Genomic DNA, 26,286 nt, shown 5'->3' on the forward strand with positions numbered 1-26,286 from the left:
TTACCTCAGGATGCTATGGCGCGTCCGAAAAAGCCGGACGGGCGGAAAAGAATGAACAGGAAAAGCACGATGAAGGTCACCGCCTCGCTCCACTGCGAACCGAGATACATCAGCGCCAGGTTTTCGCTCAGTCCGAGAAGCAGGCCGGCGCAGGCAGCCCCTCTCAAGCTGCCGACCCCTCCCACAATGGTTGCCGCCAGGCTGACAAGCACAATATGATGGCCCACGGCGGGGTTCAGGCCCGAGCTGGCTGCACCCAGCACCGCGGCCGGGACAACCAGCAGCGATCCCAGCGCGAACACCATGGTCGACAACCGTCTCGGACTCAATCCGTATACGCGAATGAGCTCGGGGTTCTCGGCCAATGCGCGCAGCCCCATGCCCGTGTGCGTGCGCATCAGAAATATCTGCAGCGCCCCAAAGCACACCAGGGCGCACACAATTGCAATGCCTGAAAGCGGCGACACATACAATCCGGGCATCACCTCGATACTGACCGACAAAGGCGTGCTGACGGATACGAACCCGCGCCCGAACACCATGCCCACCACGTTCTGCACAACGATGCCCGCACCCAGCGAAGCGACGAACACGGTGAAGAACGAGCCTTCATGGCGCTGGATGGGCGCATATACCCAGCGATCAAGCGCCACGCCAAAGGCCACGGCGGCTGCCGCACAGGCCAATAGGGCCACGAACCAATGAACGTGAAGCACCGCGTACAGGTTGTAGAACACGTAAGCGGCAATGGTGAAGGTGGCGCCGTGAGCGAAATGAAATACTTTGGTTGAGCCGAAGATCAGCGAAAAGCCCACCGCAATGAGCGCATACATGGCGCCCGCCTGGACGCCATTGATCAGCAACTGAAGCAGCAACATAGCGGCGCGGTCAGTTCTTTTCCGAGACGGATGTCACTATCTTGCTGCCCTGACCGTCTCCCACGATCTCATTGATCTGTATGGGGCTAATGACGGTACCCTGCTCGGTAAACGAAATCTTTCCGCCCACCATATCGAAGGTCTTGCTTTCATTGCGCTGTGCCAGCAGATTCTCGCCCGTGACCGGCTTGCCCTTGGCCTCAAGCTCATGGGCAAGCAGACCGAAAAGACGCGTCGCGTTGTAATAGTTGGCCACATACGCCGTGGGCATCTTCTTGTATTTGGCTTGGTAATCCTCGACAAAACGCTTGGTTACCGGATCATTCGATTCCCAGTCCACAGCCTGGGTGGTGTACAGCACGCCCTTGGCTTCCGGCAGTGTCTGCATCTGCGGGATGGAGAATGCGCTGTAGCTGACCAGTGGCTGCTTGATGCCGTTGTCGCGGAACTGCTTGACGATCTGGGACTGCTGGGCGCCATAGGACGCGATGTAGACAACATCCGGATTGGCGGCACGCACGCGCGCGGCGATGCCACTGAATTGCTGCGCCGTGGTCGGGATGGACAGGGATTCAACCAGTTCAGCACCCACCTTGGGCAGTGTGGTGCCCAGGTCCTCATTGATCGCCGCGCCAAGCGGGTCGTCCACGTATACCAGGACGAAACGCTTGTACTGGCGCTCTTTCACCAGATACGGCACCATGGCGCGCACTTCATCGTTGGCCAGCGGGATCACGTTCCAGAAATAAGGCCCCAGCTTGGCAAGATCGGGACCCACGCCGCCGCCGTTCACCGCCACCGTCTTGGTGCGCGCCGATATCGTGGAGATCGCCTTGGAAACGCCGGTGAAAGCCGACAGCACATAGGGCACCCCCTCGACATTCACCAACTTGTTCATGCCGATAACGCCTTGCTGGGGCAGGGCCTGGCTGTCCTCGTACTTGATGGACAGCTTGCCTTCCAGCAGCTTGTCCGCATTGATATGATCGACGGCCAGGTTGGCCCCCGCGCCAAAGATGTCGCCATACATGGCATTGGGCCCACTCATGGGAAACAGGGCGCCGATGACCTGATCCTTGGCCTGGGCCGTTACGCTCCAAGCCGTCATGGCAAGCAATCCGATGGAAAGTATGCGGGCAACTGGCTTCATTGCAGTCTCCTGGTTATTGGTTTGATACGGCCCAGCCTCGGGCCCAGGTGGCAATTATTATGCGCGAAAGAACGGCGCATGGCTCACCATGGCGCCGTTCATATTTGTGAAAGTATCGATTCCATACCCTTGAACACTAGGGCAAACACTAGGACACGGAATGGACAGCCGGACGCGGGAATGCCCCCGGCCTGCTCGTTACGGCTCACTGTTTCGGCACATTGGCCAGTTTGACGAGCTCAGCCCACTTTTCGCCTTCGGACCGATTGTAGGCAGCGAACTCCTGCGGGGTCGAGCCAACCGGCTGGGCTCCCAGGCTTGCGTAGGTTTCGATCAGCTTGGGGTCCTGCAGCCCCTGGCGCGCATAGTCAGCCAGTTTTCCGACCACCTCCGGTGGCGTTCCCGCAGGCGCCCAGATGCCGTACCAGGTGCTGGTGTCGAATGTGGGATAGCCCGACTCGGCCATCGTGGGCACATCCGGAAGCACATCCACCCGCTTGGGCGTGGTGACCGCAATGGCACGCAATTGACCCGATCGTATAAAGGACATGGCAGACGGCATGGAATCGAACATCAGGTCCAGTTGCCCGCCGGCCAGATCCGTGAGCGCCGGGGCGCTGCCGCGGTAAGGAATGTGTTGCATCGTAATGCCGGCCAGATGCTTGAACAGCTCTCCCGAGAGATGCTGGGCGGATGCCGTTCCGGCAGAGCCGAAATTCAGGCCCTCAGCGCGGGACTTGGCCAGCGCCACCAGGTCCTGTGGAGTTTTGACAGGCGAATCCTTGGGAACGACCAACACAAGCGGCACGGCGGCCAGTTGTGTCACGGGCACGAAATCCTTGAAGGAATCGTAGCTCATGCGCTTGTAGATATGCGGGTTGATCACATGCAAGGAGGCATTGGCCAGGATGGTATAGCCGTCGGGGCTGGATCGTGCCACCTGCTCCGCGCCTATCATGCCGCTGGCGCCTGTTTTGTTGTCAACCACCACAGTCTGGCCGGCAACCTTGGCCATGGCGTTGGCCGCGGCTCGCGAGAGCAGGTCTGTCGGGCCGCCGGGCGGATATGGCACAACCATCTTGATGGGCTTGTCGGGGAAAACGTTGTCCGCCTGCGCCTGCGCGCCCAGGCCCATCAGCGCCAGAGACAGCAGCGCACCTTGTCCGATGCGACGAAGCATGCCTGCCACCGTGGGCCTCAGCCCGGCCTGCGGGTTACGCGAAAGTTGGTTCAATGACATCAGGAAATCTCCTCTTTGTTGTTGATGGCCAGTGCGAGTTTGCCGACGACCTGCCTGCCATGCAGCGCCTGCAGCGCATCCGCAAGGCCGTCCATGGGAAATACTTGCTGAATCCTTGGCTGGATGCGGCCATCGCGTGCCCAGCGCATCATGGTCGCCATGGCTCGCTGCAAGGCGGGCGCATGCGTCACTCGCTCGTCGGCAGGCGTCCAGCCTATGTAGCGTCCGTAGAAGAATCCATGCAGAGTCAGGTTCTTGACCAGGAGCAGATTGGGTTTCACATCGGGCAGGTCTCCGCTGGCAAAGCCCACGCTCAATAACCGCCCTCCGTGCGCCGCAGCACGCACGGCGGTGCCGAACAACGCGCCGCCGACGGGATCCACGACGAGGTCCGCACCTCGCCCCTGCGTCAGATCCTTGACCGCATTGGCCAATCCCGGGCCGGGTTCAAATGCGGCCAGGGCGCCATGCGCAAGCGCTGTATCACGCTTGGCCTCTGTGCTTGCGCAGGCAATGACATCCGCGCCCATCTGGGCCGCCAGTTCCACCGCCGCAAGTCCCACACCCGAACCCGCACCCAATACCAGCACAGCTTCACCGGGCTGAAGCCCACAGCGCCAAAGCAGGCCCGTATAGGCGGTGCCATACGAAATAGGCAGCGGCAAAGCATGCAGCAGCGGCAGGCCATCGGGAACAGGGTAAACAGTGTGCTCAGCCACCAGGATGCGCTCGGCAAAACAGCCCCAGCGCGCAATCGCGACCACGGGGTCGCCAGGATTGAAACGTGTGACGCGCTCGCCTACGGCCGCGACGCGGCCCACCGCCTCGGTGCCGGGCGTGAAAGGCAGAGGCGGGCGTGTCTGATAACGGCCCTCGACCATAAGCCCCACCGCATGACTGACACTGGCATAGACCACTTCGATCAAGACATCGTGCGGGCCAGGCTGGCCGGGCTCCGCACACGCCCGCAGCGCCACCTGCCGCGCTGGGCCAAACCGGTCACATTGCAATGCGCGCATGATGCTATGCCTCCTGGTGGCTGAAAGCCTGGCGCACAACGCCCGCGTCCATCAGCCTGTCAATTTCGTTCGCGGCCAACCCAGCCTCCTGCAGAATCTCGCGGCTGTGCGCGCCCAGCGCGGGCGCACCCTGCAAAGGGCGCATGCCGGCACCCTGGAACGCCGCAATCGGCACACCGCCCCACTCCGGCTGGATCACGGTCTGCAACAGGCCCAAGTGCTTTGCCTGGGGATGGTCGGCCAGCTGCGTGTAGTCGCGCACCGGCGCATGCAGGACGTCGTGCGCCTTGAATCGCGCTTGCCAGGTTTCGGTATCCGCCGTGCGCAACAGCCGCGCGATTTCACCGTGAAGGTATTCCTTATGCTGCATGCGCACGGCATTGCCCGCGAAGCGCGCATCTTCCAGCCATTCATTGCGGCCCAGTGCCTTGCACAGGCGGGCAAACTGGTCGTTGTTGAGCGCCAGCACCGAAATGCGCCCATCAGCTGTGTCGAACACCGCATTGGGCGCGCTGACGGCGCCCGCCTCCCGCCCGCCCTGGCGGTGAAACGCCAGGATATCCTGTCGCTGGAGCACAGCGCAGGCTTCCAACAGGCTCAGGCGAACGTGCGCGCCAGCGTTGGTGATGGCGCGCCGGTAAAGCGCGGCCGAGGTCTGTTGCGCGGCATACAGAGCCGTGGCGATGTCCGCCATGAGCATACCCATGCGCCGCGGCCTTCCCTCTTCATCCTGATTAGCGAACATCAGGCCCGAATCCGCCTGCATGACGGAATCGGAGCCAGGCGCCTGCGCATAGGGGCCATCCTCCCCGTAACCGCTGATGGATACATAGATGAGATCTGGGCGCAACGCCGACAGCGCCTCGTAGCCAATGCCAAGGCGATCTGCCACGCCCGGGCGAAAATTCTGCACAATCACATCGGCCGACCCGGCCAGCCTGCGCAGCACCGCACGCCCCTGCTCGGTGCGCGCGTCCAGGCAGAGACTGCGTTTGCCTGCGTTGTAACTGATGGATAGTGCGCTCTGCCCGCCTTCCATGACGCCGACATGGCGTCCCCAATCTCCGCCAGGCGGCTCAACCTTGATGACCTCCGCGCCCTGCTGCCACAGCATCTGGGTGCAATAAGGACCCGCGATGCCCTGGCTGACATCAAGTATGCGAAGACCGCTGAAAGGCAGGAAGGATTGCATGACGAAAACAGCTATTGAGTTGATGCGGAACCCATCCTAGCACTGGCATTCTATGTGTACAATTCCTAAAAAAATGGCTCTGGTGTTGAATATTAATGGACAATCAACTCGATCTGAATCTGGTCAGATTATTTGTCGCCGTCGTGCAGTGCCGCAACCTCAGTGCAGCCGCGCGCCGCACCAGCATGACCCGCTCCAATGCGTCGCGTCAGCTCAAGGCATTGGAACGCGCGGTCGGTGCGCAGTTGCTGCGCCGCACGACCCGGCATACGGAAGTGACGGAAGCCGGCCAGATTCTCTATGCTCACAGCCTGCGCATACTGGAGGAAGCCGAAACGGCATGCGCGTCCATAGACAGTCTTGGACAAACCATCCGGGGCGATGTCCGCATTCGCATTCCCACGGGGCTGGGGCATCTGTATCTTGAGCCTGTACTCATGACCTTTGCGCGCCAGCATCCCGATGTCAGCCTCAGGGTGCTCATCAACGACTACATCGGCGATCTAGTCAGCGCGGAGGTAGACCTCGCACTCAAGATTACCGATACGCCGCCCGAAGATCATGTGGCGCGCAAGCTGTGCAGGGTGGAATGGTGTCTGGTCGCGACACCGGGTTATCTGGAGCAGGCGGGCGCCATCGCATCGCTTGAGGATCTGACGCGCCGCACCCTGATTACACCGGTGTCCCTGGGAAGGCGGTTCGATCTTCCCTTCGATATCGACGACACCCGCATACTGCTGCGCGTTGCGCCGCGGCTGCAATCCGGAGACTACCCGTATCTGCTCAAGACAGCCCTCGCCGGGTTGGGCGTGGCGCTGCTGCCGCGCTACGCGGTGTGGCGCCAACTGGGTGATGGGACGTTGCGCGAGGTGCTGCCCGACTACGAGCCCATCGGCGTGGGCAACGGGCTTTTTCTGCTTACCGCGCCAAACCGTTACCCTACTTTGGCCACGAGAGCGCTCATGGAGTACATCAGTCAGCAGATCCGGGACCATGAAATACACTGGCGGCGGCCCAGGCCGGCCGACAACGATTCCGCCTGAACTGTCAACCCACCGTCTCCGCCTCCATCCGCGAGAGATGAAAATCCGTATCGCCCAGCAAGTAGCCTGCAAAGGTCAGCCGCTTGAAGTAGTCGCCCACCTCCAGCTCGCGCGTCATGCCCATGCCGCCATGCAGTTGAACCGCGCTCTGGCCCACATAGCGGCCGGCATCGGCCACGGCGACCTTTGCGGCGGACAGCAGCCGTCGGCGCTCGGCGAGATCTGTTTCGCTCAGCGCTCGGGCCGCCACATAGGCCATGGAAATGGCCACTTCCTGTTTGATCAGCATGTCGGCCAGCCGGTGCTGCAGCACCTGGAATTCCGCGAGCGGGCGTCCGAACTGGCGCCGCGTCTTCAGGTATTCAATGGTGATTTCCACCAGCCGCTCGATCGCGCCGGCCGCATGTGCGCATATGGCCGCCACGCCATAGTCCATGGCAGCAGCCAATGCCCTGCGCGCATTCGCGCCGCTGGCGACCAGGGCCTGGGCCGGCAATTGAACCGCATCCAGCGTGACACTGGCGCATCGGTAGCCGTCCATGGTCGGATAATCGCGCACAGCCAGGCCCGCTGCGTCGGACGGCACGAGAAAAAGCGCGGGCTCGGCGCCAAGCACCGCGCTCACGATGATGCGGTCGGCCTGGCCTGCGCCCCATGCCAGTTTCTTGGCGCCCGATACGACGAAGCCGCTGCCGGAGACTTCGGCCGAGGTATCCGCCGGCTCGGTGGCGTTGCGCTGATCGTCCTCGAGCCACGCCATTGCACAGATCATGCTGCCTTCTGCCATGGCCGGCAGGCAGTTATCCCGGATCTGATGGTTGCTGCTGTCCGATAGCAAGACCGTCGCCATAACCGAGCTGGGTATCACCGGCTCGCCGACCAGGCCCCGGCCCAGCTCAAACTGCGTCGCCAGTAGCGTTGCCGGCGATTCACCGAAGCCGCCCTGTTCCTGCGGCACGAGCAGGCCGGCCACGCCCAGATCCACCAGCATCCCCCATGCTCCCCGATCGAGCTCAGCGCGCTCCGACCGGGCGCGTCGCGCCTCCAGCGTCCAGGCATCCGACACCAGCTTGCGCAGGCTGTCGGCCAACATGCGCTGTTCTTCGTTATATGTGAAATCCATGATTCGTTTTCCGTGGAATGCGGCTTGCCCTGCAGCCGCTATACGCCGATGATCATCTTGGCGATGATGCCTTTTTGTACTTCGGTCGTGCCGCCGTAGATCGACGTCTTGCGCATGTCGAAATACCCTGCGCTGGCGGCGGCCGCGAAATCAGGGCCCGGGCCGAAGAAATCGGCGTCCGATTCCATCCATTGCGGATCGTAGGGCCAGCCGTCCACGCCCATGACCTCCAGCTGCAGCATGGCCAAGTCCTGTTGGATTTCAGATCCCCGTATCTTCAATATCGACGCCTGCGGTCCCGGCCCCTGGGCGCTGCTGGTGGCTACCCGAAGCAGTAGCATCTCCAGCGCCAGCAGATCGACTTCGATGCGCGCGATTTTCTCCTTCAGGCGCGGATTGGCGATTGCGGGCCGGCCGTCGGCGCTGGTGCGGGCGGCCAGATCCTTCAGGATGGCCAGTTCGCGATAGCACAGGCCGATTCCGGCGATGCCGGTACGTTCGTGCCCGAGCAGATACTTTGCGTATGTCCAGCCATTGTTTTCTTCGCCCACCAGGTTCTCGAAAGGCACCTTGACATCATCCAGCCAGACTTCGTTGACATCGACGCCGCCATCCAGCGTCCGTATGGGGCGCACGGTAACGCCAGGCTGGCGCAGGTCGATAAGCAGCATGGAAATGCCGCGCTGCGGCTTGGACTCGGAATCGGTGCGCGCCAGACAGAACATCCAGTCGGCATACTGCGCCAGCGTGGTCCAGGTCTTCTGGCCGTTTACGACATAGCCGTCCTCGGTGCGTGTAGCGCGGGTTTTGAGAGATGCCAGGTCAGAACCCGAGCCGGGCTCGGAGTAACCCTGGCACCACCAGTCTTCCACCGTTAGCATGCGCGGCAGGAAACGCTGCTTGAGCGACTCGCTGCCGTACTTCATGAGCACCGGGCCTATCATTCCCAAGCCGAAGGGCAGCAGGCGCGGCGCGCCACCTTTGAAGCACTCGATTTCAAAGATGAGGCGCTTCAAGGGACCCCATCCGGTGCCGCCATACTCCACCGGCCAGGACGGCGCGCCCCAGCCCTTTGCGGCGAGAATCCGATGCCACCGTATGTAGTCCGTATTGATCAGCCGCTGATGCCGCATCACTTTATCGCGGATGTCTTCCGGCAACTGCGCCGCCACGAAATCGCTGACTTCGTCGCGAAAGGCCAGTTCGTCGTCACTCCAGGTGAGGTCCATGTTTAGTTCTCCTTTGAGCGCAATGTAGCAATTCGCTTCATCGCGGACAATATCGGATTCCGAAAGCAAACCTTCCGATATGGCAAAGAAGGCTGCGCCGCGTCATGCATCGCCACGGAACTAGGGCAAACATGGATGTAGTGAATGCGAAAGCCCCGCTTAATCAAAACCAAATTGCCAAGATGCGGCGTTAGCCGCCAGACTAGCGTCGCTACCGTTCCAGTGCCATAAACAAGAATCGATGCAAAACGAATCGCTGCCCCAGTTCATACATGAAGTACCCGCCCGCCAGGCCGCCGAGCGGCCCGAGGCCATCTGCCTGTATCCTGAAAACACGGCACCCATGTGCTATGGCGATCTGTGGCAGGCGACCGGACAGGCTCGCGACTGGCTTGCGGGCGCTGGCGTGCAGCGGGGACAGCGTGTCATGATCGTGGGCGAAAACTGCCCCGAAATGATCGTACTGCTGTTTGCGTGCAGCCTGCTTGGCGCCTGGCCGGTAAGCGTCAACGCCCGCCTGAGCCTGCGCGAGATTGAAACGATTGCACACCACTGCGAGCCTGCATTGATGTTCTTCACGTCAGGCATATCGGCCAGCGCGGCCAGGCACGCTCAAGCACTGGCGGCGAAAGATTGCCCCGCGTTCTTTACCGGCGCCAATCATTATTTCGTGCCGGAGCGGCCAGGCAAGCCAGAATCAGGGGACATTGCGCGGCGCGTCGCCACCCTGGTCTACACATCGGGCACGACTGGCGCGCCCAAGGGCGTGATGGTCAGCCACCGTGGCCTGCTGCATTTCGCTGGTGTTTCATCGGCGTCGCGGCGCATGACCGGACAGGACATTGCCTACGCCGCCCTGCCGCTCTCGCATATCTTCGGCCTGGCAACCGTGCTGATGGCCACATTCCATGCCGGCGCAAGCCTGGTGCTGCGTGCGCGCTTCGAGGTGGACGACGTGCTGCGGTCATTGACCAGACCCGGCCTGTCCATCCTGCAAGGCGTGCCGACCATGTTTGTCCGCCTTCTTTCGGCTACCGCCGATCAGAAAAAAATTACCGCGCCCTCACTTCGCTATGTCTATACGGGGGGCGCCGCCATGGATCTGGCGCTCAAGGGGCGTGTGGAAAAGCGTTTCGGCCTGCCGCTGCATCACGGCTACGGCATCACCGAATACGCGGGTTCCATGTTTATTACAGACATTGATCATCCTCGCAACGACGCGGGCGTGGGCAAGGCCGTAGCCGGCGTTGAAATCGACATCCGGCATGATGGCGGGACGGTTGAACAAGGCGAGAAAGGCGGCATTCATATCAAAGGCCCCGGAATCATGCTGGGTTATTACCGCAACCCCGAACAAACAGCTAAGGCCCTGCTGCCAGGCGGCTGGCTCGACACCGGCGATATCGGATACCTGGACCGCGACGGCGTGCTGTTTCTGACCGGCCGCTCCAAAGACATCATCATCCGCTCTGGCTTCAATGTCTACCCCCAGGAAGTCGAGGCGGTAATCAATGCGTACGAGGGCATTCGAATCTCGGCAGTCGTGGGCCAGGCTGCCGAAGATGGCAACGAGGAGGTCATTGCATTCTATGAGCCGGAAACAGGCGTGCAGGTCGACGAGGCCGCGCTGATGCAGCATGTGTCCAGCGCCGTAGCGCCTTACAAAAGGCCCGCGCGGTTCATCAGGATCGACTGTATCCCTACCACCATGAGTGGAAAGATACAGAAAGAGCCGCTGCGCGAACAGCTCAGGCGAGAGTCGGCTAGTTGCTGACGCCCGAACAAATCGCTTTCCCACGACAATCCAAGGAGACCGTATGAAACTCACGACAGCACTATGCGTGGCGGCAGGCATGCTTGCCATCGGCGCCGCCCAGGCAGGCGAATGGCCCAGCCAACCCATCAAGCTTCTGGTCGGGTATTCGCCGGGCGGTCCGGTCGACACCAGCGCCCGCACCTTCGCCAAATACCTGTCTGATGAGCTCGGCCAGCCTGTTGTGGTGGAAAACCGTACGGGCGCAAGCGGCATGATAGCCGCGCAAGCGACATCGCGCGCTACCGCCGACGGCTACACCATCAATTTCGTGGCCAGCCCGACGCTGACCATCACACCCCTGATCCAGAAGAACGCCAAGCTGGATCTGGACAACGAGTTTTCCTACATCGGCACCATGGTGGACTACACCAATGTGCTGGTCATCAACAAAGACCTGCCGATCAAAAACGTGAATGAACTGGTCGCGTACGCGAAGGCGCACCCCGATGCCGTATCGTTCGGCTCAGCAGGCATCGGTGCCTCGAACCACCTTTCGGCCGAACTGCTGAAGCAAAAGACCGATGCACCCATGCTGCATGTTCCCTACCGCGGCAACTCGCCCGCCATGATGGACGTCATCGGCGGAAAGATCACGTTTATGTTCGACATCTCCAGTACGGCGAAAACGTATGTCGACAGCGGCAAGGTGCGCGCGCTGGCTGTGACATCGAAGGAACGGAACGAGAGCCTGCCCGATGTACCAACCATGATGGAAGCGGGTGTGAAGGACTACGCGGTCACCGGATGGTATGGCATGATCGGACCCAAGGGGCTGCCGGAGGCTATCCGTGCACGACTGGAATCGGCCATGAAGACGATCGCCCAGAACCCCGACTTCGTCAAGAACATGAAGATGGGCGGCTACACCATAGACGTGTACGATGGCGCAGCCCTGCACAAGCGTGCCAAGAACGAATACGCGATGTGGAAGGATGTGATACAGAAGGCTGGCATCACCAAGGATTCCTGATTTCCTTCATTCCGGACAACGGCTGCCTGCGGCGAACTGACCTCAAGCGAGTTCGTCCAAAAGTGGTCAGTAAAATCCAAAGAGGCAACCCCTCTCCAGTTTTAAACCGTTCAATTTCCGGGGCGGGTCATGAAAAACACCCTGGAGAGGTGACAAAAAACTGGACACGAAGTTAAGCTAACTGAAAAGAGGTCCAGCTATTGGGGTGCAGTTCAGAGGGCGGCTGTTTTTTGTCTGCTGCAAGCGGGAAACGCAAAATTTTCCCGCCATGCCGCGTCGCCGCCCGGACATCGCCCAGGCGGCAGGCGCCATCAGGATTGAATCTTGATATTGGCTTCGGTGATGACCTTGTTCCACTTCTTCATTTCATTGTCGAGGAAGCGCGCAAAGTCCTCCGGCGTGCCCGGCATGGGCTCCGCGCCAGCGGCAGCCATGGCCGGCCCCACCTGAGGGTCTTTGAGGATGCCGTCCAGCTGCTGGTTCAGCTGCGTGATAACGGCTGCGGGCGTGCCTTTCGGCGCGTTCAAGCCAGTCCAGGAATATGCCTCGTAGCCTTGAACCGTCTGTCCTATGGGCGGCACGTCCGGCGCCAGCACCGACGGCTCGGGGTTACCCACCCCCAAGGGAATGATGCGGCCCGATTTGATAAACGGCAAGGCCGATGGCGCGTCTGCGAACATCAGATCAACCTGCCCGCCAACAAGATCCTGCATGGCCGGGGCACTGCCACGGTAGGGAACGTGCATCAGCTTGACACCGGCCAGGCTGTTGAACAGTTCGCCGGCCAGATGTGTGCCGCCACCTGTGCCCGAGGAACTGAAGGCAATCTGGCCCGGGCTGGCCTTGGCCTTGTCGATAAGCGCCTGGAGCGACTTCACTCCCAGCGAAGGATGGGCGCAAAGAATGATGGGAAAGCGCGCCACGGTGCCAACTGGATCGAAGTCCTTCTGGATATCGTAGCCCAGGTCCGTGCGCAGGCTGGGATGCACGGCGTGGTGAATGGACGGGAAGAAGAATGTATACCCATCAGGCTTCTCTCGCGCGGCAATACGGGCCGCCACAATACCGCCCGCCCCAGCCTTGTTGTCGACCACGGCCGCCTGGCCCCACATTTCGCCCAGCGGCTTGGTGACGAAGCGCGCGGACGTATCCACCGGCCCGCCAGCTGGAAACGGGACAATGAAATTGACCGGCTTGGCAGGCCATTTGTCCTGCGCAAACACGCGGCGCATGGGCAGCGCCGCACCCAGCACGCCCATGCCGAGGCCCGCCAGGACCTGGCGTCGGTTGATGCGATTCATTTGAAAAACTCCTGATTTTGAAACGTACTGCTCTTGGAATGGATTACCGGGCGGCGGGCAGGATGCCGGCCTTTCGGCCGCTCTCTTCCAGCCCCAGTTCGCCAAGAATCTCCTCGGTATGCTGACCCAGCAGCGGCGGCGCCATGCGGTATTCGATGGGTGTGCCCGAATAACGTATGGGGCTGGCCGTTGTGGGTGCGGTGCCTGCGACGGGATGCGGCATGGTTTTCCAGATTTCGCGGTGCTTGACCTGCTCGTTCTCGAAAACCTGTGCGATATTGTTGATGGGCCCGCAGGGGACGCCGACTTTCTGAAGCGCGCCGATCCAGTCGTCGCGGGCGCGCGTCTTCATGATGGCTTCGAGTTCGGCAATGAGCGCCACGCGGTTCTTCAGCCTCTGACTGTTGTTGACATAGTCGGGATGCGTTGCAAGGTCGGGCCGGCCTATGGCGTTGCAATACGCGGCGTACTGGCCGTCGTTGCCCACGGCCACGATAAGGTGACCATCGCTTGCCGCGAACACCTGGTAGGGCACGACATTCTGGTGCGCATTGCCCGCCCGCTTGGGTGCCACGCCCGATGTCATGTAGTTCAGGTTCTGGTTGGCCAGCATGGTGACATGGCAATCCAGCAGCGACATATCGATGTGCTGACCCAGGCCACTGCGGTTGCGTTCATACAGGGCGCCCAACACGGCCACTGTCGCATACATGCCGGTAAAGAGATCGGTCACGGCCACGCCCGCCTTCTGCGGGCCCCCGCCAGGCAGATCGTCGCGCTCGCCCGTGATGCTCATGAGCCCGCCCATGCCCTGGATCATGAAATCGTAGCCAGGCAGTGGCGCCATGGGGCCGGTCTGTCCGAACCCGGTGACAGAACAGTAGATCAGCGCTGGATTGATCTCCTTGATGGCGTCGTAATCCAGCCCGTATTTCTTCAGGCCGCCTACCTTGAAGTTCTCGACCAGCACATCGCACTTAGCCGCCATCTCGCGTATCAGCGCGGCGCCTTCCGGCGTAGCGATGTCCACGGCAATCGAGCGCTTGTTGCGGTTGGTGCTCAGATAATACGCAGCTTCACTGGTATCGTTGCCGTCCTGATCCTTCAGGTAGGGAGGGCCCCAGCCGCGTGTGTCATCGCCTTTACCGGGACGCTCCACCTTGATGACATCCGCACCAAGATCGGCCAGGTTCTGCGTGCACCATGGCCCGGCCAGGACCCTGGAAAGATCCAGAACCCGTATGCCAGCCAGTGGCGCGCTACGACCATTCATTGATTGACTCCTGCTATTCCGTTGCTTAATACGACGACGCCGCGCTCCACCACCTTCGCCTGGAACTGCACCGTACCGCCGTCGCCCTTCCACATTTCCACCGACAGTGTCTCGCCAGGAAACACCGGAGCGGAAAAGCGGGTGTGCATGTAGGCCAGGCGGCCGCCGTCGTTGCCGCACAGCGTACGGACGATGGCATGCGCGGCAACGCCGTACGTGCACAACCCGTGAAGTATAGGACGTGGATAGCCGGCCTTGCTCGCCACGGCGGGATCGGCGTGTAATGGATTGTCGTCCCCGCTTAGGCGGTATATGAGCGCCGCCTGCGGCAGCGTGGCCAACTCGCATACGGCATCAGGCGGGGTGGCGGGCACCTTGGGCAAGGCCTGCGGCGATTCATCGCCGTTGCCGAAACCGCCGTCGGCACGGCAGAAGGTCACCTGTTCGACAGTGGCCAGCAAGGCATCGGTGGCTGCATCGTGAATCTTGCGTTCGGTGACAACCAGCGCGCCCTTGTCGCTGCCTTTGTCGATGACGTGGGTAATGCGGCTGCGGCCTATGACTTCGCCCTGTGCGGGAAACGGCGCGTGAAAATGCATGCGCTGCTCCCCATGCACGAGCTTCACCCAAGTTATGCCGGTTTCGGGATTCTTCATCCAGAAGCCCGGATAACCCAGCACCGCCGCCATGGACGGAAAGACCTTCAAGCCGTCTTCATAGACATACTGCAGTTGCCCCTTGTCCAAGGGGTCCTGGCCCAGACCGATGCCCAGGGCGTACAGAATGACGTCTTTCCCCGTGTAGGCGTGACGGACCTCGTCGAACTTCCAGTTCTTGATCAGCTTGTAGTCAAGCGGCATGTGTTTCTCCTAGATGGGATCCCAGCCGATCACCTCCGGCGAGCGTTCAAGCTTGTAAAAGCTGTTCTGCATGGCCGGGATGGCAATCTCCGCCACGGCCTCAGGCGTCCAGCCTTCGGCCATGTGCACCGAACGAACCGGGCGGGGCTGGCTGAAGAGCATGATCTCGTTGGCCCGTACGCTGAAAATCTGGGCTGTGACATCCTTGGCCGCATCGCTACCCAGGTAAACGACGAGCGGCGCGATCTTGCCGGCTTCCATCTTCTGCAGTTTCTGCACGCGCGCCTTTTCTTCGGGCGTTTCAGCGGGAATGGAGCTTGTCATGCTTGTCCACGCAAACGGCGCAATGCAATTGGAGCGCACATGAAAGCGCGACATATCAAGGGCGATGGACTTGGATAGGCCAACAATGCCCATTTTGGCAGCGGAATAGTTGGACTGGCCAAAGTTGCCGATCAACCCCGAGGTGGAGGTCATGTGCACATAGGCGCCCGACTCCTGCTCGCGAAAGAAGGGCGCGGCGGCGCGACTGACAAAGAAGGAGCCATTCAGATGCACGTCGAGCACCTGCGACCACTCTTCTTCGGACATCTTGTGGAACAGGCGATCACGCAGATTGCCCGCATTATTGACGACGATATCGATCTTGCCGAAGGTGTCCACGGCGGCCTGAACGATATGGTGCGCGCTTTCCCGTCCGGCGACGCTGTCCGTGTTGGCGATGGCCTCGCCGCCTGCAGCCTTGATTTCATCGACGACACGCTGCGCATTGTCCGCGCTGATATCGTTGACCACGACCCGTGCGCCCGCGGCGGCCAGGCCCACCGCAATACCGCGCCCGATGCCGCCACCGGCACCGGTCACCACGGCCGCCTTGCCTTCTACCAAACCACTCATGAATAATCTCCCTTGGATTGCGAAATGCGAAACATGCTGATGCGGACGCACTGGGCGCCACGCCAGCGTGGCGATTCACAATAGAGGAAAACCCGTCCGGCCTCAACTCTGAATTTCAAAAGCGGGCATTAATGAACAATTAAGCGGACGCCGGCACCGCATCATGTTTCGCAAAGCAAAACGTGTGCATGACCTGCCCGTCAAGTAACGCCCCCCTCCACTGCGGCCGCCGCCACGTCAGCGGCCGGTAAAGCGAGCCGGACGCTTCTCCGCGAAGGCCTTCATGCCTTCAAGATAATCTTCCGTGTAGCCCAGTTCTTTTTGCAGGTCGCGCTCCAGATTCAACTGTGCTTCCAGGCTGTTGCCGCCCGAGGCGTACAGCGCCTGCTTGGTCGCGGCCCAGGCACGCGTGGCCCCCCCGGCCAGCCGAGCCTGTACGGCGGCGATGGTCGAGTCCAGTTCCTCATCGGGAACGCAGCGCCAGATCAGCCCCCATTGCTCGGCCTGCTCGGCGGACACCGGTTCGGCAAAGAGCGCGGCGCCCATGGCACGCTGCGTGCCAACCCGGCGAGGCCAGACATAAGTGGCCCCTGCGTCGGGAAGCAGTCCGATGCGGGCGAAGGCCTGGATGAAACGCGCGGACCTGACCGCGTACACGACATCGCAGGCCAGCGCCACGCTCGCACCCGCGCCCGCGGCCACGCCGTTGACGATGCACACCACCGGCACTGGGAGCGCGCGCAACCTAAGGACCAGCGGCTTGTAGTTGCTTTCCAGGCCCTGCGACAGATCCCGTCTTTCGCCAGCGGCCAAGGGCTTGCGCTCGGAGAGATCCTGGCCGGCGCAGAATCCGCGGCCCGTGCCAGTAATGATGAGGCCGCGAAGTCCTTCCTGCGCCTCCATGAAGTCCAGCGCCGCCCGAATGTCTTCATGCATGACCTGCGTGAAGCTGTTCAGCGTGTCGGGCCGGTTCAGGACGATGCATCCGACGCCGTCCTCGAAAGTGAACTTGATATGTTGATATGTATGACCCATGTTTCTCCCCGGTGATCGTCCGCAAGTTGGAATATCCTGGATATTTGTGCTCAACCGAATTGTGACCTATTTCGACGCTGCCTTCGTTAATGACATCAAAAGCCCCGCCTAAGCAAAATGAAATTGCCAAAGACGGCAAACCACGGGACACTCGAATGAATGAGCGGCGCGGCCAGCACGCAGCCGCGCAAGAAATCATAAACTCCAGCGAGCAGGCCTATGTCCAGCAAGACAGATGTTCCAGTCTCCCCGGCGCCATCGGAAGTGGGCGCCGATCTTTATTTCCGTACGCAGCTCGATCAGGGTAATTTCCTGATTCAGCGCTGTACCGCGTGCGCGCGCAGCGTGTTTTATCCGCGCATGATCTGCCCGCACTGCGGCGATGACCATCTCGAATGGTATGCCCCCTCCGGCAAGGGCCAGGTGTATTCGACCACCGTGGTTCGGCGCAAGGCGGAGCATGGCGGCGACTACAACGTGGCGCTGATCGACCTGCAGGAAGGCGTACGCATGATGAGCCGCGTGGAGAATGTGGAGCCTGGTGCCGTGAAGATCGGCCTGGCCGTCAAGGCAAAGGTCGTGGACGCCGAAGGCGGCAAGCTCGTTATATTCAGTCCGGCGGAGGGCCAGCAATGATAGACAAGAGACTGAGAGGGGCCGCCGCGGTTGCGGGCGTGGGCCATGCAGGCCTCGGATTTGCCACCGGCTACAGCGAGATGGAAATTCTGGTTCAGGCGGCACATCGCGCCGTCACCGACGCAGGTCTGACCATGCAGGACATCGACGGCATCTGCACGGCCAGTGTGGCCGCGACCATGTGGGTCATGCCTGTCATCGAACACCTGGGCATCAGGCCCACCTTCATCGACAGCACCATGCTGGGCGGCTCGAGCTTCGTCGCGCATCTCATGCCCGCGATCCAGGCCCTGGAATCGGGCCAATGCAATGCGGTGCTGGTGTGCTACGGCAGCACGCAGCGCACATCAACACTCAGCCGCGCCGAGATCGGCCGCGTCCGCAAGCAGCTGGATCCGCAACCCTACGAAGCGCCCTACAACCCGCTCAATCCACTGAGCTCCTATGCGCTGGCTACCGCGCGCCACATGCACCAGTACGGCACGAAGCGCGAACATCTGGCCGAGGTGGCCGTGGCGGCGCGCAAGTGGGCGCAATTGAATCCCGAGGCCTTGATGCGCGATCCCCTGACCATCGAGGACGCGCTCTCCGCCCGCATGGTTTCCGATCCACTGACCGTGCGCGACTGCTGCCTGGTTAATGACGGCGCCGGCGCTTATGTGCTGGTGCGTGCGGACCGTGCCCGCTCGCTGAAACAGAAGCCCGTCTACGTCCTGGGCAACGCCACTGCGGTCTGGAATCGCCAGATTTCTTCCATGGACGATCTCACGGTCACCGCCGCGCAGCAGTCGGGCCGGATCGCATTCGAGATGGCCGGTGTCAAGCCATCCGATATCGACGTTGCCGAGGTATACGACGCATTCAGCATCAATACCATCCTGTTCCTGGAAGATCTGGGCTTTTGCAAGAAGGGAGAAGGTGGCGAGTTTGTGAGCGGCGGCGCCATCGCGCCGGGCGGTCGGCTACCCGTCAATACCAATGGCGGCGGGCTGTCGTGCGTTCACCCGGGCATGTACGGTATCTTCATCCTCATCGAAGCGGTGCGGCAGTTGCGCGGCAGTTGCGGCGAGCGGCAGGTCAAGGATGCGAAGCTGGCGGTGGTCAACGGCAACGGCGGCACGCTGTCCAGCCAGTCTACGGCCATACTCGGCACGGAGGAAACGCTGTAGCGTAACGCCATGGCGCCCAGCCGGCGTTCAGGCGCGGCTGCCCCAAAAGGGCTGCCGTGACCTGCGCTCAGTGTGAAAACCCCTTCCACAGCATATACACAGCCAGCACATACAGCAGGCAGGCAAACACGCGCTTGAGCGTGCCCACCGGCAACCGGTGGGCGGCCTTTGCGCCGAGCGGTGCGGTCAGTACGCTGCCCACCGCAATGCACCCCAGCGCCGGCAGCCAGATATAACCGAAAGAGCCCGGCGGCAGGCCCGTGGCGGAAGAGCCCGAGATGACGTAGCCAAGCACATTGGACACGGCAATGGGAAAGCCCAGGCCCGCACTTGTGGCTACAGCGGTATGAATGGCGATATTGCACCAGGTCATGAACGGCACGCTGATGAAGCCGCCGCCCGCGCCAACCAGGCCAGACAGAAAGCCGATGATGCCCCCGGCGGCCAACTGGCCCGCCGTGCCCGGCATCTCGCGGCTGGGCGAGGGCTTCTTGTTCAGGAACATCTGCGTGGCCGAAAAGGCCACGAATATGCCGAAGAAAATGGCCAGGTATACGCCCTTGAGCACGGAGAACACGCCGACGCTGCCGATAAGGCTACCGATGATGATGCCGGGGGCCAGTTTGGCCACGATGTCCCAGCGGACGGCTCCCCGCTTGTGATGGGCGCGCACGCTGGATATGGACGTGAAGACGATGACGGCCATGGAGGTGGCGATGGCTATCTTCACGGCAACGTTGTCGCCAACGCCCGCGCCCGAAAGCAGGAAAGTAATGATGGGCACCATGAACATGCCGCCGCCTATGCCCAGCAAGCCTGCCAGGAAGCCGCTGGCCAGTCCCAGTGCGAACAGTTCAATGAATAGGGTTGTGGTCATGAGCAGAATAATTCCCGAGAAGCAACAGAAGTAAGCGCTGGCACCCGCGAGTGGGTTCCCGGGCGATTCGGCGTCATCTTGCCATCGCTAGACCAATTTGGTCAACCAAATAGGCGATTTGACGGGAAAATGGTTTACCACTTATCATCCCCCGCATGTCTGGTTCCCGATCCATGCTTCCCGGCTCTCACAGTGTCCGCAGCGCTCGCGATGCCGCGCTTGATGCGGGGCTGGCCGCGCTCATGCAAGAGCCGGCCTATGGCCCCGGCGCCCGGCTGCCCAACGAGCGCACGCTGGCCGAGCGATTTCAAGTCAGCCGCAGCGCCCTGCGCGCAGCCCTGGCGAGGCTGGAAGGACGCGGCCGCATCCTCCGCATCATGGGCAGCGGTACCTATGTCGCGCAGCCGTCTCAGGAATCCGGGGCGGCAAATGCCGCCGGAAAGAGCAGCAGGCCGCCAGGCCGTGCTCCCGGTGATGCCAGTCCGCAGGAAATCATGCAGGCCCGCATGCTCATCGAACCCCAGTTGCCGGTTCTGGTCGTTGCCAACGCCAACGGCGCCGATCTGGACCGCATCGGCGCGGCCATGCGTTCAGCCGAGAGAGCGGAAACACTGGAGGATTTCGAGGTCTGGGACGGGCGCTTTCACCAGGCCATCGCCGACGCCACCCACAATCGCCTGGTTATCGAGATCTATCGCATCGTGACCGATGCACGCAATCACGCAGAATGGGGTGCGCTCAAGCGCCGCAACGCCACTCCCGTGCGGCGCGCTCAACGCGAAGCCGAGCACAAGGCCATTTACGCTGCCCTGCAATCGCGCGATGCGGACGGAGCCCGTCGCGCATTCGATGCCCATTTGCATCGCGTCAATCGCAATTTGTTCGGGCAGCCCGCGTGACGCTCCATTCCCGTCCTCATCCCATCCTTCATCATCCGGAATCACCGTGTCCCTGATCAGCATAGCCATCGTCGCCTTCATGGTCCTCGTCACCTCGTTTATTTCGGGCGTATTCGGGATGGCCGGCGGCATGATACTCATGGGTGGCCTGCTGTTCCTCATGCCGGTGGCAAGCGCCATGGTGTTGCATGGCTTCACTCAGATGGCCTCCAATGGATGGCGAGCCATATTGTGGCACCGCCATATCGTCTGGTCGATCGTGCTGCGCTACGTGCTGGGCATGGTCGCAGCGGCTGGCCTGTTCTCGCTATTGCGTTTTGCGCCGGCGCAAGCCATGGTGTTTTTATTTCTGGGACTGATCCCGTTCATTGCCTTGGCCATTCCGACGCGCATCGTTCCCCAGGCGGACAAGCGCGGAGGCGCCGAGCTGACCGGTCTGCTATGTACGTCGCTGCAATTGATGGCGGGCGTATCTGGCCCGGCGCTGGATATTTTCTTTGTACGCAGCCATATGGACCGGCGTGCCGTCGTTGCCACCAAGGCAGCCAGCCAGTCGCTATCGCACCTGACCAAGCTGCTGTACTTCGGCTATGTCGTGCACAGCACCGACGCCGCCCAGGTGCCCGGCTGGGTCATTCTTGGCTGCATCGCGCTGGCCATGGCAGGTACGACATCCAGCCGGTTGGTGCTGGAGAAACTGACTGACCATTCATTTCGCCGGTACAGCCGCTGGATCGTATCGTTGATCGGCGTGGTGTATATCTTCAAGGCCCTGACCACACTGCATTAGCCGCAAGCGTCACCTAGGCCACCCGGGCAGGCAACGGGATCACCCGGCTCTTGCCGCCCTCCCCGGCTGGCCGGCGCGGCAGCTGCGTAGGCGCCTGGTTGCAAGCTGCGGCCGCTTCACGCGATGCACCCGCAGTGCCATGCGACGCGCCGGCTACCTTGAGGGGCGTGACGGTATTGCCGCGTGGTCCGGGAGAGCCGCCTGCGTTGAACACCGCAATCGATTCCCGCAGCGCATATGCATTCCCGCCCAGTTGGGCCACGGTATCACCAAGCTCGTTGGCCAGAGCCAGGTTCTGGCGTGTGAACTCTTCCAGCGTGGATACTGACTGGCTGATGTGATCCAGACTGTCCGACTGCGCGATATTGGCTTGACTGATGCGCGCAATAATATCGGTGACGCCCTGCACCGATTCCACGATTTCACCCATGGTGGCGCCCGCCCGGGCCGCCTGCTCGGAACCGGTGGAGATGCGCTGCACGGAATCGTCTATCAGAACCTTGATATCTCTGGCCGCCGCCGAGCTCTTCTGTGCCAGGGCACGCACTTCGCCGGCCACCACCGCAAAGCCCCGACCAGCCTCACCCGCGCGGGCGGATTCCACTGCGGCATTCAGTGCCAGAATGTTGGTCTGGAAGGCGATGTCGTCAATCAGTGTGACGATATCGCCAATTCTGCGCGAGCTTTCGTGAATGGCCTTTACCGTGGACACGACCTCGTTGACCACCTCTCCGCCATGACGTGCGGTCTGCATGCTGCCCTCGGCCTGCTTGCGCGCCTGCTGCGCGTCGTCAGCATTGCGGCGCACGGCCGCCGTCAAGTCCTCCATGCTGTCCGCCGTGTCGCGCAGCGACGAGGCCTGATGCTCCGTGCGCGCCGCAAGCTGCGCATTGCTGGTGTCCAGCGCCGCGGCGCTGCGGGCGGTGGAGTCCGTGCCGGCATTGACATCAGCGGCAATGCCGACAAGGCTCTTGCGCATCATATCCAGATAGAAATACAGCTTGCCCACCTCGCCATTCTCGTCTGGATCGGCATCAATGACGATATCCAGATTGCCCGCAGCCACCTGGCGGGCAATGTCCGCGGCACCTTCCAGCGGGCGTATGAACCGCCGCGCCGTCTGCCAGCCATGCAGCAGTCCGGCCGCGGCCAGCACAGCCGCGGCGCCCAGCAGCCAAGGGCCTTGTTCGGCCGGCACCCCGCCGTGCGCCGCATACCATGCGATCGCAGCCATCGGCAGGCACAAGAGTATCGCCGCGCGCAGCAACCCTGCTTTCAAGCCGCGGCTGAATGGCCGGGCAAGCAAACTGGCGGCACGGCGCCAGCCGGTCGGCACTATACGGCCTTCCCGCAGGGCATAGCCTCGTTGTCCGGCGTTGATCGCGTCATGGAAGCGTTGCGCCTCGGCAATCTGCTCGTCGGAGGGCTTCAGCCGCACCGAGGCATAGCCCGTGACTTCGCCCCGCTCGCGTATCGGCACCACGTTGGCCAGCATCCAATAGAAGCCCCCATCCTTGCGACGGTTTTTGACCAGCCCCAGCCACGGCTTCCCTGCCTTGAGCGTATCCCATAAGTCCTGGAATGCTGCCGGCGGCATATCTGGATGCCGAATGACGTTGTGCGCCTTGCCTATCAGCTCTTCGCGGGTGAAGCCGCTGATCTGCACGAAAGCCGGGTTCGCATAGGTGATCCTGCCCTTCAGATCCGTCTTGGAGATTAGATACTGATCTTCCTGTACCTTGGTTTCAACGTCATAGACGGGATAGTTCTTGCGCACGGCTGACTCCACAGATGCGCCGACAGCGGTGCTTCGGCATGTTTGATGACACATCGTTCGCCTATCTTTACGGCCATGCCTTGCAAAACATTACCCCTGATCTAGCAATCTCTTCCGTAATTTCAGTGTTATTTCAGAACTAATCAGAATCTTGCCGTTCTCTGACCAAACGCTAATTCAAGACGCCGCAGGCACTGCCGTAACGACTGGTGAGCTGGCGGAATGCCGCTGACTGCGCAGCCTTCGCGGCGCTGCACAGTCGTCGGGGGCGGTCTTCAGGATGCTTGTACCGCAACAGATCCGTTGCGGTACCGTGTTTCTCAGAGGAGTTTCTATGTCTGTCATCAACACCAATGCCCTGTCCCTGATTGCGCAGGGCAATCTGTTCAAGGCGCAGTCGTCGCTCGGCAGCGCCATCGAGCGCTTGTCCTCTGGCTTGCGCATCAACAGCGCCAAGGACGATGCCGCCGGCCAGGCCATCGTCAACCGGTTCTCCGCCAATATCCGCGGACTGATGCAAGCCTCCCGAAATGCCAACGATGGCATTTCCATTGCGCAAACAACCGAAGGCGCGCTGAATGAAATCAACAACAACCTGCAGCGCATACGTGAACTGTCGGTGCAAGCGGCCAACGGCACCAATTCCAACTCGGACCTGCGCTCCATCCAGGATGAAATCAGCCAGCGCCTGAGCGAAATCAATCGTGTTTCCGAGCAAACGCAGTTCAACGGCGTCAAGGTGCTGGCCAACGATACACGCCTGAACATCCAGGTTGGGGCCAATGACAACGAGACCATTTCGATTTCGCTGCAGAAAATCGACAGCAACATGCTGGGCTTGGGCAGTTTCAATGTCTCCGGTCCTTCCGGCGCCACCACCGCGGTGAACGCGGCGGCTGCCAAGGAAGTCTTTGGCGCCACCTCGGCCATAAGCAAGGCTGCCCTGACGACAAATGGCGCCGCAGTCAGAGGGGCATTGGGTGTAACGACCGGCACCGTCGCCGACGGTACGGTTGTCGTCGACCAGAAAGGCAACTGGTATGCCCGTTATGAAGCGAGCGGCCTGAACGCGGCAGACATCAATGCCCTCGCGGCCCGAGGCATTCAGGTGGCGGCAGGCGCCAGCACCGCCACGATCTACTACGCGGTCAACCCCACTGCCGAAACAGGCGTGAACACAACGACCACCGCCGACACCGCTGCCTTCACCCTCGACCTAACTGCAACAGCTCCGGTCAACGGCGCCACGCCCAATGCGCTGGGCACCCTGGACATCGCACTGAGCCGCGTCGACGCAATGCGCAGCCAGCTTGGTGCGGTTCAAAACCGCTTTGAATCCACGATCGCCAATCTGAACAACACCATCACCAACCTGACCTCCGCCCGTTCGCGCATCGAAGACGCCGACTACGCGGTCGAAGTCTCCAACATGACGCGTGCGCAGATCCTGCAGCAGGCGGGCACCTCGGTGCTGGCTCAGGCCAACCAGGTGCCACAAACGGCGCTGTCGCTGCTGCGCTAAGCTGGCGGGCGCGGCGCCGCTTTCTCCGTAGCGGCGCCGACTTCCCGACAGCCTCGCCCCCTGCCCGGGCCGCTTCCTCACAGGCGGCCCGGGCAGGGGGCGTTTTCATGACCGGCATGCAGGCCGGTTTTTATTCTTCAAGGACCCAGGCGGGCCGTGTCCACGCAGGCGCTTTAATCAGTTTAAGCAAGATCATGCAATTTATGGCAAGGTTTATCTAAAGTTCTGTAACTCCTCGTCGTTAAGGGCAATGAACAGGAAGAAATCGTCTTATGGCGTTGGTTCCCCGGCCAATGCGCCGTACATAAGACGCATGGAAGCCTGCGAACCAGGCGGATCAACCGCCGATTTTCCCTCTGAGGAGCTCTCATGTCTGTTATCAACACCAACTCGCTGTCCCTGATCGCACAGGGCAATCTGCAAAAATCCCAGTCCGCACTGGGCAATGCCATTGAGCGCCTGTCTTCGGGCTTGCGCATCAACAGCGCCAAGGACGACGCAGCCGGCCAGGCCATCGCCAACCGGTTCACCGCCAACATCAAGGGCCTGACCCAGGCAACGCGCAATGCCAACGATGGCATCTCGATCGCGCAAACCACGGAAGGCTCCCTGAACGAGATCAACAACAATCTGCAGCGCATCCGCGAACTGTCGGTACAGGCTGCCAATGGCACCAATTCCGACTCCGATCTGGAATCCATTCAAGCGGAAATCACGCAGCGCCTGGACGAGATCAACCGCGTTTCCGAGCAGACCCAGTTCAACAATATCCGCGTACTGGCGGACGACTCCACGCTGAGCATACAGGTGGGCGCCAACGACAGCGAAACCATCGACATCAAGCTGCAGAAAATCACGGCTGACACGCTGAACCTGTCGAACTTCAATGTCACCGGCCCCACTGGCACACCAACCGCCGCCGTGGCAGCCGACTTTCAGAATGCCTATGGCTCCACGTCTCAAGTGGCTGGCGCCACGGTTGCGGAAGCCAGCGCGGACAAGCTGGCCGAGCGGCTGGGCGTGGACGCAGGCAGCGTGGTACTGGATGCGGCGGCCGCCTACGTGGATGACAATGGCAAGTTCTTTGCCAAGGTCACGATCACACCGGCGGATGCCACGGAAGTCGGCAACTTGGCATCGCGCGGCTTCACAGGCGAGGCGACCGTAGCCAAGGACTACTACATCGCCCTTGAACCCTCCGAGGCGGATGTCTCGACACCCACGGAGGCGGCATTCACCATCGACACGGACAACATGTCATTGAAATCGCTGTCGACGGGCGCCACAGCCAACCCTCTGGAAGCCATAGACAACGCCCTGGCCCAGGTTGACAATTTTCGTAGCGATCTGGGCGCAATCCAGAACCGCTTCGAGTCGGCCATCACCAACCTGAGCAACACCATCACCAACCTGACTTCGGCGCGTTCGCGCATCGAAGACGCCGACTACGCTGTCGAGGTCTCCAACATGACGCGCGCGCAGATTCTGCAACAGGCGGGCACGTCGGTGCTGGCACAGGCCAACCAGGTGCCGCAGACCGTGCTGTCGCTGCTGCGTTAAGCCTATTTGGGGTGAAGCCGGATCGGGGTA

At 61.5% G+C, this 26,286-nt stretch carries 23 protein-coding genes; 9 read left to right on the top strand and 14 right to left on the bottom strand.

Going from position 1 to position 26,286, the window contains the following annotated elements; translation table 11 throughout:
- Nucleotides 1-5 precede the first annotated feature (5 nt).
- The 5 genes from ERD78_RS01200 to ERD78_RS01220 form a co-directional block, all read right to left on the bottom strand.
- A complete protein-coding gene (locus ERD78_RS01200; RefSeq protein WP_129967349.1) occupies nt 6-878 on the bottom strand; it encodes a branched-chain amino acid ABC transporter permease in 873 nt (290 codons plus the stop codon).
- A gap of 10 nt (nt 879-888) precedes the next feature.
- Nucleotides 889-2,028 carry an ABC transporter substrate-binding protein gene (locus ERD78_RS01205; RefSeq protein WP_129967350.1) on the bottom strand — a complete coding sequence of 380 codons (1,140 nt, stop codon included), beginning with the start codon at nt 2,026-2,028 and terminating at the stop codon, nt 889-891.
- Nucleotides 2,029-2,233: 205 nt separating this feature from the next.
- Nucleotides 2,234-3,208 (bottom strand): Bug family tripartite tricarboxylate transporter substrate binding protein, encoded by a 975-nt coding sequence (locus ERD78_RS01210; protein ID WP_129968273.1) that lies wholly within the window; start codon nt 3,206-3,208, stop codon nt 2,234-2,236.
- Between the two features lie 59 nt (nt 3,209-3,267).
- Complete coding sequence (locus tag ERD78_RS01215; RefSeq protein WP_129967351.1) at nt 3,268-4,287, bottom strand: NADPH:quinone oxidoreductase family protein; 1,020 nt, start codon at nt 4,285-4,287, stop codon at nt 3,268-3,270.
- Nucleotides 4,288-4,291: 4 nt separating this feature from the next.
- Nucleotides 4,292-5,479, bottom strand: a complete 1,188-nt coding sequence (locus ERD78_RS01220; protein ID WP_129967352.1) for a CaiB/BaiF CoA transferase family protein — start codon at nt 5,477-5,479, stop codon at nt 4,292-4,294.
- A gap of 95 nt (nt 5,480-5,574) precedes the next feature.
- On the opposite strand from ERD78_RS01220, the gene ERD78_RS01225 reads away from it, so the two are divergent.
- Nucleotides 5,575-6,522 carry a LysR family transcriptional regulator gene (locus ERD78_RS01225; protein WP_129967353.1) on the top strand — a complete coding sequence of 316 codons (948 nt, stop codon included), beginning with the start codon at nt 5,575-5,577 and terminating at the stop codon, nt 6,520-6,522.
- Between the two features lie 4 nt (nt 6,523-6,526).
- Here ERD78_RS01225 and ERD78_RS01230 read toward each other — a convergent pair whose 3' ends face one another.
- A complete protein-coding gene (locus ERD78_RS01230; protein ID WP_129967354.1) occupies nt 6,527-7,645 on the bottom strand; it encodes an acyl-CoA dehydrogenase family protein in 1,119 nt (372 codons plus the stop codon).
- Between the two features lie 38 nt (nt 7,646-7,683).
- Entirely contained in the window at nt 7,684-8,874 is a 1,191-nt protein-coding gene (locus tag ERD78_RS01235) for an acyl-CoA dehydrogenase family protein (protein WP_129967355.1), read from the bottom strand.
- A gap of 241 nt (nt 8,875-9,115) precedes the next feature.
- On the opposite strand from ERD78_RS01235, the gene ERD78_RS01240 reads away from it, so the two are divergent.
- Nucleotides 9,116-10,648: a class I adenylate-forming enzyme family protein gene (locus tag ERD78_RS01240; RefSeq protein ID WP_129967356.1), complete on the top strand. Its 1,533-nt coding sequence runs from the start codon at nt 9,116-9,118 to the stop codon at nt 10,646-10,648.
- Between the two features lie 43 nt (nt 10,649-10,691).
- Complete coding sequence (locus ERD78_RS01245) at nt 10,692-11,660, top strand: Bug family tripartite tricarboxylate transporter substrate binding protein (RefSeq protein WP_129967357.1); 969 nt, start codon at nt 10,692-10,694, stop codon at nt 11,658-11,660.
- Nucleotides 11,661-11,971: 311 nt separating this feature from the next.
- On the opposite strand, the gene ERD78_RS01250 is transcribed toward ERD78_RS01245, so the two are convergent.
- The 5 genes from ERD78_RS01250 to ERD78_RS01270 all read right to left on the bottom strand — a co-directional run bounded on the left by ERD78_RS01250 (nt 11,972) and on the right by ERD78_RS01270 (nt 17,026).
- A complete protein-coding gene (locus tag ERD78_RS01250; protein WP_129967358.1) occupies nt 11,972-12,961 on the bottom strand; it encodes a Bug family tripartite tricarboxylate transporter substrate binding protein in 990 nt (329 codons plus the stop codon).
- 43 nt (nt 12,962-13,004) lie between these two features.
- Nucleotides 13,005-14,234 carry a CaiB/BaiF CoA transferase family protein gene (locus tag ERD78_RS01255; protein ID WP_129967359.1) on the bottom strand — a complete coding sequence of 410 codons (1,230 nt, stop codon included), beginning with the start codon at nt 14,232-14,234 and terminating at the stop codon, nt 13,005-13,007.
- Complete coding sequence (locus ERD78_RS01260) at nt 14,231-15,094, bottom strand: MaoC/PaaZ C-terminal domain-containing protein (RefSeq protein ID WP_129967360.1); 864 nt, start codon at nt 15,092-15,094, stop codon at nt 14,231-14,233. The genes ERD78_RS01255 and ERD78_RS01260 overlap by 4 nt, the downstream gene beginning before the upstream one ends.
- Before the next feature lie 9 nt (nt 15,095-15,103).
- The gene (locus ERD78_RS01265) at nt 15,104-15,991 is read right to left on the bottom strand and encodes an SDR family NAD(P)-dependent oxidoreductase (RefSeq protein ID WP_129967361.1); all 888 of its coding nucleotides are present in this window, start codon (nt 15,989-15,991) and stop codon (nt 15,104-15,106) included.
- A gap of 237 nt (nt 15,992-16,228) precedes the next feature.
- Nucleotides 16,229-17,026 carry an enoyl-CoA hydratase-related protein gene (locus ERD78_RS01270; protein WP_129967362.1) on the bottom strand — a complete coding sequence of 266 codons (798 nt, stop codon included), beginning with the start codon at nt 17,024-17,026 and terminating at the stop codon, nt 16,229-16,231.
- A 219-nt stretch (nt 17,027-17,245) separates the two neighbouring features.
- On the opposite strand from ERD78_RS01270, the gene ERD78_RS01275 reads away from it, so the two are divergent.
- Nucleotides 17,246-17,662: a Zn-ribbon domain-containing OB-fold protein gene (locus ERD78_RS01275; protein ID WP_129967363.1), complete on the top strand. Its 417-nt coding sequence runs from the start codon at nt 17,246-17,248 to the stop codon at nt 17,660-17,662.
- Nucleotides 17,659-18,831: a thiolase gene (locus tag ERD78_RS01280; protein WP_129967364.1), complete on the top strand. Its 1,173-nt coding sequence runs from the start codon at nt 17,659-17,661 to the stop codon at nt 18,829-18,831. The genes ERD78_RS01275 and ERD78_RS01280 overlap by 4 nt, the downstream gene beginning before the upstream one ends.
- 67 nt (nt 18,832-18,898) lie before the next feature.
- Here the strand turns inward: ERD78_RS01280 and ERD78_RS01285 are convergent, their stop codons facing one another.
- Complete coding sequence (locus tag ERD78_RS01285) at nt 18,899-19,708, bottom strand: sulfite exporter TauE/SafE family protein (protein WP_129967365.1); 810 nt, start codon at nt 19,706-19,708, stop codon at nt 18,899-18,901.
- A 155-nt stretch (nt 19,709-19,863) separates the two neighbouring features.
- Between ERD78_RS01285 and ERD78_RS01290 the strand changes: the two genes are divergently transcribed.
- Together ERD78_RS01290 and ERD78_RS01295 are read left to right on the top strand one after the other, a co-directional pair.
- Nucleotides 19,864-20,607, top strand: coding sequence for a FadR/GntR family transcriptional regulator (locus ERD78_RS01290; protein WP_129967366.1), 744 nt, complete (start codon nt 19,864-19,866; stop codon nt 20,605-20,607).
- A gap of 46 nt (nt 20,608-20,653) precedes the next feature.
- Nucleotides 20,654-21,397, top strand: a complete 744-nt coding sequence (locus ERD78_RS01295; protein ID WP_209019931.1) for a sulfite exporter TauE/SafE family protein — start codon at nt 20,654-20,656, stop codon at nt 21,395-21,397.
- A 13-nt stretch (nt 21,398-21,410) separates the two neighbouring features.
- Here ERD78_RS01295 and ERD78_RS01300 read toward each other — a convergent pair whose 3' ends face one another.
- Nucleotides 21,411-23,174: a methyl-accepting chemotaxis protein gene (locus tag ERD78_RS01300; RefSeq protein WP_129967367.1), complete on the bottom strand. Its 1,764-nt coding sequence runs from the start codon at nt 23,172-23,174 to the stop codon at nt 21,411-21,413.
- Between the two features lie 334 nt (nt 23,175-23,508).
- On the opposite strand from ERD78_RS01300, the gene ERD78_RS01305 reads away from it, so the two are divergent.
- A complete protein-coding gene (locus ERD78_RS01305) occupies nt 23,509-24,696 on the top strand; it encodes a FliC/FljB family flagellin (RefSeq protein ID WP_129967368.1) in 1,188 nt (395 codons plus the stop codon).
- Nucleotides 24,697-25,065: 369 nt separating this feature from the next.
- The gene (locus ERD78_RS01310) at nt 25,066-26,256 is read left to right on the top strand and encodes a FliC/FljB family flagellin (protein ID WP_129967369.1); all 1,191 of its coding nucleotides are present in this window, start codon (nt 25,066-25,068) and stop codon (nt 26,254-26,256) included.
- The last annotated feature ends 30 nt before the right edge of the window (nt 26,257-26,286 follow it).

Origin of the sequence: Allopusillimonas soli (genome assembly GCF_004153445.1) — a bacterium.
Classification (GTDB): Bacteria; Pseudomonadota; Gammaproteobacteria; order Burkholderiales; family Burkholderiaceae_B; genus Allopusillimonas; species Allopusillimonas soli.